The organism is Adlercreutzia sp. CNCM I-6215, from assembly GCF_977072315.1.
This window is the reverse complement of sequence record NZ_CDRVMA010000008.1, coordinates 83,934-91,868: the sequence shown is the minus strand read 5'-3', so window position 1 is coordinate 91,868 and position 7,935 is coordinate 83,934. Positions and strand designations below refer to the sequence as shown.

Genomic DNA, 7,935 nt, shown 5'->3' with positions numbered 1-7,935 from the left:
CCCACTGGCTGGCGCAGCTTCAACGGGGTGAAGTACTACTTCGACCCGTCCACGGCCATGAGCCTGCGATGGAGCCAGAAGCTGGACGGTCGCTGGTACTACTTCGACTCCGACTCGAAGATGGTCAAGGGCTGGGTGACCTGGAAGAACGGAACCAAGAGCTTCTTCGACTGGGACGGCCGCGCCCTCACTGGCTGGCGCAGCTTCAACGGGGTGAAGTACTACTTCGACCCGTCCACGGCCATGAGCCTGCGATGGAGCCAGAAGCTGGACGGTCGCTGGTACTATTTCGACTCTGCTTCTCGAATGACGAAGGGCATTGTTACCTGGAAAGATGGCACGAAAAGCTACTATGATTCTCGAGGTCGAGAGACAGGGGGCTGGGTTCAGTCTGATGGTGCTTGGTATTACTTCGATTGGTCTGACGGGAAAGCGGTTCGCTGGCATCAAAAGATTGATGGTCATTGGTACTATTTCGACTCGGATTACCAGATGCACACAGGCTGGCTGAAGTGGGACGGCGTGCAGAAGTGGTCGTACTTCTACAGCAATGGCCAGCAAGCTTTCGGAACCCAGATCATCGGTGGTTACCGCTACGTTTTCGACAGCAATGGGGAAACGAGCACGAAGCCTGTCACTCTGCCTGCCGGTCAGCTGGCCATGTGGAACAAGGCTCAGAACTATTACAGCAATACCAATTACATTATCTTAGTTAATAGCCGCACGCATAAAGTGGGTGTCTTCCGTGGAAGTAGCTATAATTGGGAACCGGTGTGGTATTGGGATTGCACAACGGGCGCCCCTAGCTCCCCAACCGTCAAGGGGACCTTTACCGTAGGGTCTCGCGGTAAGTCGTTCGGCTCCGGTTATACCTGCTGGTACTGGACACAGTTCTACGGCAACTATCTGTTCCATTCGGTGTTGTACCAGCCAGGAAGCATGTCGCACATTCAGGATGGCCGTCTGGGCATCTCCGCCTCTCATGGGTGCGTGCGTCTTGACATCGAATGCGCAAGATGGATATATAACAATATTCCTCGCGGCACGCGAGTGGTATCCTATTAGCATTCCTTCAGGAGGGCGGGAGTATCGGTAAGGTCCGGGAGGTCGACGTCGATCTTCCGGACTTTTTCATGACGTCCCGAAGACGAAGAACGGATGGTCCTATGGTCGAGCGAGAGACAGAAGATCGCCATGGTGAAAAAGGTTATTTCGGTCACCCCCTTGCGGAGACGACTCGCAAGGGACGGTATGCTCTCGTTCTTTTAGGGGTTTGTGCGGTAGCCTTTGCGGGCGTGACGCTAACGCTAATCATGGCGGGGCGCTCGCTTGTTTGGGACACTGACGGGCGTCTGCTGTATTTCCCCTTTATGGTTGCAGAAGGGGAGTGGTTACGAGATATTGCTGCGTCGCTCTTGGCAGGGGATCTGACGGTTCCGCTGTACTCGTTCGATATCGGTTTTGGCGCAGACTGGCTTATTACGGCATCGGGAAATTCCAACGAGCCGATTAATTTTCTTGCGGCTTTGTGCCCGCCAGAAGCATCCGAGTGGCTCTACGATGCTCTTGTGTTCTTAAGGTTCTATCTAGCGGCCCTCACTTTTTCCTTCTATTGCTTTAGCCGTGGCAAAGGCAAAGGGGCGACGCTCGTGGGCGCGCTCTGCTACGTGCTCTGCGGATATGTGCTGTTCTGGGGGGTTTTGCGTCACCCGAATTTCATCGATTTCGCCATATTGCTTCCGCTCGTGTTCATGGGCGCCGATAAGCTGTTCGTAGGCAAGAACCCGCTTCTGCTTATTGCCTCCGTGGCAGGCATTTTCATGTACTCGATTTATTTCGCTTACATGACGTGTCTTTTCTTGCTTGCGTACTGCCTTATAACTTATTTTGTCTACCCTCGCGAGCGATCTGTGGGGGATTTCGCTTTATTGGCGGGCAAATTTGCCCTTTGCCTCCTTGCCGGCTTCGCATTGGTCGGTTTTTCGACGATACCGATGTTCATCACTCTTACCTCCATGGGCCGCGTTGGCATTGTGCGCGAGATCGCCTTCTTCCAGACGGCGGATTTCTACGAGAGTTTTGCCAGTGTGCTTTTGGGCAACCACGAGGCCCAGAACGCTTCGGTGTTGGGAGCGATTCCGGTTATTGCGATTTTGGCTCTTTTTGTCGCACGGGGCTCGATGGATGAACGCGAGCGACGGGCATGGGGGTGCGGGATCGCCCTGTGCCTCATCGGTGCTCTTGTTGCGAAGGTTGGCTCGGTTTTCAACGGCTTTGGTTACCCCACGGATCGATGGGAGGTTATTTTTGGCTTTTGCGCAGCGTACGCGGTTGTGCTCTTGGTGCCCGCAATCCCTCGCTTTTCGGCGCTTCAATGGAGGCGACTTACCGCGCTTGTTACCGTAGTGGCTGTTTGGGCCTTGGCTTACGCGTTCAAAGAGGGGACACTGCTGGGGTTTGCTACAGTGGTCATGTTTGCTGGCATTTACGGAGCATTGGCCCTGTGGGCCTTTTTCCGTCGACGCGCTGCGGGTTCCTCGCCGTCTTTGCCTCGGGTTTTGACTGAACGCTGCTTGCGTGCTTTGCTTATTCTTGCCGTCGTTGCCAATGCCACGGTTCACGTCGGTCTTTTCATGAGTCCGCTCGGCAGTTCCTACTACAAGGAATTCATCCGGACGGGTCATGTGTGGGGTACGCGAGAGCAGCTGGACCTCTCTCCGGCTCTCGACCAACTTGACGATGCCTATCGCATTAATCGAACCGATACCACCTATGGGCGCAATGGCAGCTTTGTGCACGGTTATAAAGGTTTCGACTTCTATTCGAGCTTTTACAATCAGGCCGTCGATGATTTTCGCCAATCGATGGGGTTGTCGGACGATGTGAAAAGCACGATGTTCGACGGAACGCGCCAGCGAGCGGCCCTCGATTACGTGCTCGGGGCCAAATATTACATTTCGTCCACCGAAGCCGCCGATTTGATTCCTGACGGCTATGTGAAGATAGCCGACTTGGGGGAGGCTCATAACGGATTGTCCTACGAGCTGTACGAGACCGACCGGGCTCTTCCCCTTGCTTTTACCTACGATTCGACTGTCACGCAGAAAGATTACGAGGGACTCGATTTGGTTCAACGCCAGGAGCTTCTTACTCGAGCGCTTGTTCTGGCGGTGGATGAGGCAGAAGGTACAGTTCCGCAGCTTGATACGCAGCGAGAGCGTCTTGGTGTCGTAGAGGCTGAGGGGGCCGCCGTCCAGAATGGACGCATCGTGGTCACAAAAAAGAACGCTTCGGTGACGTTTTCTCTCAGCGGGCGCGCTGGTTGCGAGACGTACCTGTGCTTCGAAGGGCTGCGTTTCCGCTCATTGCCTGTTTCGGATGCGGAGCGTCTTGCCGATGAACCGCAACTCGCTTCCGCTGACCTTGTCACGAATCCCTCCTTCGCCCCAGCGAAGACGTGTTGGGTTACGGTTTCGGATGGGGTTCGGGAAAGCTCTTTCGAAATAGCCACAAGCGCTAGTCCCAAATATGCGGGAAAGGAAGACTGGGCCGTGAATCTCGGCGCCGGCGATGATCCCGTCGCTTCGATTACGGTGACGTTTGGCGGCGTAGGGGTCTACGAGTTTGCCGAACTCTATGGCGCGACTCAGTCTGTCGAAGTTATTCGCGAGAACGCAGAGCGTCTGCGAGAGGGAAATGCCGCATCGGTGGTGTTCGAAAACGATGCTATGACGGTTTCCGTGGGGGCTGTTGATTCGGCCGCTGCGCGAGCGAATCGGGAGAAATCGCGCTACGTATTCGTATCTGTCCCGTATTCGGGGGGCTGGAGTGCTACGATGGACGGAGAACCAGTCGAGATACTGAAAGCGAACGTCGGCTTCATGGCTGTCGAGGTAGATGGCGAAGGCCATGAGCTGCGGTTCTCTTATGTAACGCCAGGGCTCGATTTGGGGCTGGCGAGTACGGGAGCTACTGTCGTGCTGTTGGGCACGTTCGAGTTGGGATGGATTCGTCGTCGGCGGACGGGGACGAATCTAAGAGGGATAGCTGAAAAGGAGCCTATCTGATGATTGACTTCAATGTTCCGCCCTATGTCGGTACGGAAATGGAGTATGTGCGGCAGTCGGCCGAAGACAACCATAAGATATGCGGCGATGGCCCTTTCACGAAACGCTGCCAGTCATGGCTCGAGGAACGTTTTTGTGCCGATAAGGTTTTGCTTACCACTAGCGGAACGACGGCGCTCGAGATGGCCGCCATGCTCTGTGATCTTGAGCCGGGAGACGAAGTGATCTTGCCAAGTTTTACCTTTTCGAGTACGGCGACGGCTTTTGTTCTCATGGGGGCGAAACTCGTGTTCGTCGATATCCTACCCGACACGAAGAATATCGATCCTGCTGCCATTGAGGCGGCCATCACCGAAAAGACTCGAGTTATCGTGCCCGTCCATTATGCGGGTGTTGCCTGCGACATGGACGAAATCATGGCTATCGCAAAGGCTCACGGTCTCCTCGTGGTTGAAGATGCCGCCCAGGGTGTTATGAGCACCTACAAGGGGAAGGCACTCGGTACCATCGGAGACTTTGGGTGTTATTCGTTCCACGAGACGAAAAATTATTCTATGGGAGAGGGCGGTGCCGTGCTCATCAATAATCCGGCCTATTGCGAGAGAGCCGAGATTATTCGCGAGAAGGGGACGAACCGCTCGAACTTCCTGCGCGGTCAGGTGGATAAGTACACGTGGGTCGATAAGGGGTCGAGCTATTTGCCCAGCGACATGAATGCCGCTTACCTTTGGGGCCAGCTTGAGGCGGCTCAAACCATATACGATGACCGTATGGCTACCTGGCATGCCTATAACGATGCTTTTGCCGACTTAGCGGCAGAAGGTCTTGTTGAACTGCCGGTCGTTCCGGACGATCGCGTTCAGAATGCCCACATGTACTATCTTCTGCTTCCGACATTGGAAGACCGGACAAGTTTCATCAGTTTCCTCAAAGAGGGCGGCGTGCAGGCCTGCTTTCATTACGTGCCTCTGCACAGCGCGCCAGCAGGAGAGCGGTTCGGATTGTTCCACGGCGAAGACGTGTACACGACAAAAGTGAGCGAGCGTCTGGTTCGTCTTCCGCTTTACTACGGAATGAGCGATGGGGATCGTGCTCGGGTTATCGAAGTGGTGCGGGCGTACTTCGGCAAGTAACTTCCAGCCTTGTACGGTGTGTGGGAGTGTTGACGATTCTCAATCAGGCGTAAATAAAGTAAAATGCGGGGCGACGAGAAAAGTCGCCCCGTTGTTCTTCTGGGGCGTGTATAGAGAGCGGGATCTTATGAAAAACGCCGATTTCCGCAAGTGGCAAGCGGCCCTCGGAGCGACGCTTTCCGTCTTGCTTGCATTTACCCTTGCTTGGGCGTCTCCGATGGGTGGCGGGTTCAGCCAGGCGGCCGCCTTGGGGGTTGTCACCGCTGATGCGGTGCCCATGAGCGATGGGGCTGCGTCGGGGGAGGGGCAAGCTGCTAGCAAGACGGTTTTGGATGCGGCGGCCGAGTCGGAGGCCTCGGATGCAGCAAACGCAGGTGCCTTCGAGCAAGCTGCCGCCGATGTCGGAAGGGCGGAGCCCGAGGTTGAAGAATCTTCTGCGGAACCTGCGTCTGGCGCAGAGGCCGTGCTAGCTCAGACCGATGCCGACGAGGCGCAACGCGCCGCCGAAGAGCGGGCGACGGACGTCGACGAACTTGGCTACGTTCCGGGCGAAATTGTCGTCATCTACGAGGAAGATGCCTCGGTTTCCGAGCAGAGCGATGTTGCCGCGACTATCGGCACCGAGGGAGAGCCCGAGCCGGCGTCCTTCGAAACCGGTGATGCAGCGGTGGTCGACATCGTCGATGAGATCACGGTGGACACCGCCGTGGAAGCGGCCTCTGCCGAAGACGCCGTGAAGTATGCTTTCCCCAATTACGTGGCCAAAAGCTTCGACGAGCCGGTGGCTTCCGCCCAATCGTCGGCGGCATCGCCACTGGCAACTGGCGATGAGCTGGCTAGCCAGCAATGGTATCTGAGCGCCGTAAAAGCCCCGGAAGCGTGGAGTCTGCTGGCGGCTCCGGGGCGCAGCATTGAGCCCGTGAAAGTGGCCGTGCTCGATACGGGCGCGTCTATCAGCCATTCCGATCTGCAGGACTCCATCGATATGAGCCGAAGCGGCGAGGTCGTTTGGGTCGATATGCAGGCGGGCAAGGTGTCCTTCAAGCCGCTCCGAGGCGACGGCTATTTGAACGGCACTAACGAAATGCCCTTCTACAGCACTCATGGCACCCATGTGGTGGGCATCATAGGCGCCAAGGCCGGTAATGGCGGCGTGCTCGGTGTGGCGAGTGGGGGAAGCACAGCGCTCGCCAATAAGATCGTCTCCATTGCGGCGATTGATATCTTCTCCTGCATTGGTGAAAACAACGACGGCACCAGATTCTCCTCCGCGACGGTGCTCGATATCCTTTACGGGCTGGCGAAGGCACGCGATATGGGCTGCAGCGTCGTGAACATGAGCCTGGGTTTTTACACCGACGACGAGACGTGCATCGCGGCGCTCAACGAGAAGACGTCCGAGCTGGACGAACAGGGCGTTGTCCAGGTCTGCGCGGCGGGCAACGATCATACGGCGGCGAAGTCGTACCCGGCCGCCTGCGATGCGACGCTGAGCGTCATCAGCCTTTCGAAGCGCGGCGCTATTCCCAGCAACTCCAGTACCTATTCGATGAAGACGTGGGAATCGGCCGATGGTTACATGCGCTCGTGGTTCTCGAACTACGGAGACTGGTGCGACATTGCGGCGCCCGGTGAGAACATCTTCAGCACGGGTGTGTTTGAGGGCACGTTGAAGAACGGCTATCTGTCCATGAGCGGTACCTCGATGGCGTCTCCGGTGGTGGCTGCGGCGGCGGCGTTGGTGCAGGCTGCCGACCCCGATTTGTCGTCGGCCGAGGTAAAGGACGTTCTGTGCCGCACCGCCGCCGATTTGCATACAGCGGGCAAGGATGGCGAATCGGGCTGGGGTTTAGTGAATGCTGAGGCGGCGGTGAAGGCCGCGTTGCCCCCTTCTCAGCCAGAGGGGCCAGTAGTTGAGCCTGACGTTCCCGAAGAGGAACCGCCTGCGAGTTTGGCGAATGCGAAGCTGGCGATTTCCTCGCTGACCTACACGGGCAAGGTTCAGACGCCCGCCGTTTCCGTGACACTCGGCGGAGCCACGTTGGTGCAGGGACGTGACTATCGTGTGACGATCTCTCCGACGACGGTAAAAGCGGTTGGTACCTACAGCGTGTCTATGGAGGGCGTGGGGGCCTACCGGGGCACGCTCAAAGGATCCTTCAAGGTGAATGCCGCCGACATCTCATCGGCGCAGATTCAGGCTATTGGCAGCCAGAACTATACAGGTAAGGCGGTAACGCCTCAGCCCAAGGTAACGTGGCAGGGCATGACGCTAATGGCGGGAACTGACTACTCGGTGAGCTATACCAACAACGTGAATGCCGGCACTGCCAAGATGACCATTTCCGGAAAGGGCAACTTCACGGGGACGAAGTCGGTCAGCTTCTCAATTGTCAAAGTCGATCGCAATGTTTGGAGGACGGTTGGAGGCAAGACTTACTACTACGGCGCCGACGGACAGCCGGTGAAGTGGGAGCAGAAGATTGACGGATCGTGGTACTACTTCAACGGCGCCGGCGTCATGCAGAGGGGCTGGATCACCTGGCGAGACGGAACCAAGAGCTACTTCGACTGGGACGGGAAGGCCCTGACCGGTTGGCGCAGCTTCGGCGGCGTGAAGTACTACTTCGACCCGGCCACGGGCGTGTCCAAGCGCTGGAGCCAGAGGATCGACGGCAAGTGGTACTACTTCGACGGCAAGAGCGTCATGCAGAAGGGCTGGGTCACCTGGTCCG

Annotated in this window: 4 protein-coding genes; all 4 read left to right on the top strand. The window is 57.0% G+C overall.

Going from position 1 to position 7,935, the window contains the following annotated elements:
• Positions 1 to 1,065 (top strand): L,D-transpeptidase family protein (locus ACW4LP_RS07685; protein ID WP_452041045.1); only part of this gene is annotated, 1,065 nt, incomplete at its 5' end.
• 101 nt (positions 1,066 to 1,166) lie between these two features.
• A complete protein-coding gene (locus ACW4LP_RS07680) occupies positions 1,167 to 4,067 on the top strand; it encodes a YfhO family protein (RefSeq protein WP_173113608.1) in 2,901 nt (966 codons plus the stop codon).
• The gene (gene rffA / locus ACW4LP_RS07675; protein WP_114539812.1) at positions 4,067 to 5,200 is read left to right on the top strand and encodes a dTDP-4-amino-4,6-dideoxygalactose transaminase; all 1,134 of its coding nucleotides are present in this window, start codon (positions 4,067 to 4,069) and stop codon (positions 5,198 to 5,200) included. The genes ACW4LP_RS07680 and rffA overlap by 1 nt, the downstream gene beginning before the upstream one ends.
• A 127-nt stretch (positions 5,201 to 5,327) precedes the next feature.
• Positions 5,328 to 7,935 (top strand): S8 family serine peptidase (locus ACW4LP_RS07670; protein ID WP_455803693.1); only part of this gene is annotated, 2,608 nt, incomplete at its 3' end.

Coding starts and splice junctions, on each gene's coding strand:
- ACW4LP_RS07680 (WP_173113608.1), top strand. CDS start 1,167: ATGGTCGAGCGAGAGACAGAAGATCGCCATGGTGAAAAAGGTTATTTC.
- rffA (WP_114539812.1), top strand. CDS start 4,067: ATGATTGACTTCAATGTTCCGCCCTATGTCGGTACGGAAATGGAGTAT.